Origin of the sequence: Pseudomonas sp., from assembly GCF_037994325.1 — a bacterium.
Lineage (GTDB): Bacteria > Pseudomonadota > Gammaproteobacteria > Pseudomonadales > Pseudomonadaceae > Aquipseudomonas.
This window is the reverse complement of record NZ_JBBNAH010000147.1, coordinates 1-1,692: the sequence shown is the minus strand read 5'-3', so window position 1 is coordinate 1,692 and position 1,692 is coordinate 1. Positions and strand designations below refer to the sequence as shown.

2 protein-coding genes are annotated in these 1,692 nt (G+C 58.6%); both read right to left on the bottom strand.

Annotated elements, in window-relative coordinates; translation table 11 throughout:
• Window positions 1–1,436: Asp-tRNA(Asn)/Glu-tRNA(Gln) amidotransferase subunit GatB (gene gatB / locus AAAB16_RS05010; RefSeq protein ID WP_340662354.1), on the bottom strand; the 1,436-nt coding region annotated here is incomplete at its 3' end.
• Between the two features lie 11 nt (window positions 1,437–1,447).
• Window positions 1,448–1,692 (bottom strand): amidase family protein (locus AAAB16_RS05005; RefSeq protein ID WP_340662353.1); only part of this gene is annotated, 245 nt, incomplete at its 5' end.

The window sequence follows — 1,692 nt, the reverse complement described above, 5'->3', positions numbered from 1 at the left end:
AGTTTTTGCTTCAACAGTTCATTAACCTGCTGCGGGTTGGCTTTACCTTTGGAAGCCTTCATCGCCTGGCCGACAAAGAAGCCAAACATCTTGCCGCGCTTGGCTTCATCGGCGGCGCGGTACTGTTCAACTTGCTCTGCATTGGCGGCGAGCATTTCATCCAATACGGCGGAAATTGCGCCGCTGTCGGTGACTTGCTTAAGGCCTTTGGCTTCGATGATTTCATCGGCGCTGCCTTCGCCGTTGGCCATCGCCTCGAACACCATCTTGGCGATCTTGCCGGAGATGGTGTTGTCGGTGATGCGCTTGAGCATGCCGCCCAATTGCTCGGCGCTAACCGGCGAGGCGTCGATTTCTAGGCCTTGTTTGTTGAGCAAGCTGCCCAACTCCACCATCACCCAGTTGGCCGCCAGCTTGGCGTCGCCGCTGATGTTCACCACCTGCTCAAAGTAGTCGGCCTGTTCGCGGCTGGAGGCCAGCACGCTGGCGTCGTAAGCGGACAAGCCAAACTGCGCCTGGAAGCGCTCGCGTTTTTGCGGCGGCAGCTCCGGCAAGGTGGCGCGGGTGGTAACCAAAAAGGCGTCGTCGATGATCACCGGCAGCAGGTCAGGGTCGGGGAAGTAACGGTAGTCGTTGGCTTCCTCTTTGCTGCGCATGGCACGGGTTTCGTCTTTGTTCGGGTCGTACAGACGGGTTTGCTGAATGACCTTGCCGCCGTCTTCGATCAGTTCGATCTGGCGCTGCACTTCGCTGTTGATCGCCTTCTCGATAAAGCGGAACGAGTTGACGTTTTTGATCTCGCAGCGGGTGCCAAATTCGGCTTGGCCTTTCGGGCGGATCGATACGTTGCAGTCGCAGCGCAGTGAGCCTTCAGCCATGTTGCCGTCGCAAATGCCCAGGTAGCGCACCAACGCATGGATGGCTTTGACATAGGCCACGGCTTCTTTGGCGCTGCGCATGTCCGGCTCAGAGACGATCTCCAACAGCGGGGTGCCGGCGCGGTTAAGGTCTACACCGGTCATGCCGCTGTAGTCTTCGTGCAGGCTTTTGCCAGCGTCTTCTTCCAAGTGTGCGCGAGTGATGCCGACGCGTTTGACCGTGCCGTCTTCCAGGGTGATGTCCAGGTGGCCCTTGCCCACAATCGGCAGTTCCATCTGGCTGATCTGATAGCCCTTGGGTAGGTCGGGGTAGAAGTAGTTTTTCCGCGCAAACACGTTGTGCTGACCAATCTCAGCATCAATCGCCAGGCCGAATTTCACCGCCATACGCACGGCTTCTTCGTTGAGTACCGGCAGTACGCCCGGCATACCCAGGTCGATCAGGCTGGCCTGGGTGTTGGGCGCTTGACCAAAGGTGGTGGCGCTGCCGCTGAAAATTTTCGATTGGGTGGCGAGCTGGGTGTGAATCTCCAGGCCAATTACAACTTCCCATTGCATGGTGTTTCTCCTCAGAAGCCTGCTGGTGTGCGCGTGTGCCAGTCAGTGGTGAGCTGATACTGGTGAGCGACGTTGAGCAGGCGACCTTCCTGGAAGTAGGGCGCGAGCAGTTGTACGCCAACCGGCAAACCATCGACGAAACCCGCCGGCATGGAAATGCCCGGCAGGCCAGCGAGGTTGGCGGTGATGGTGTAGACGTCTTCGAGGTAAGCGGCGACCGGGTCGTTGTTTTTGGTGCCGATCTTCCAGGCCGGGT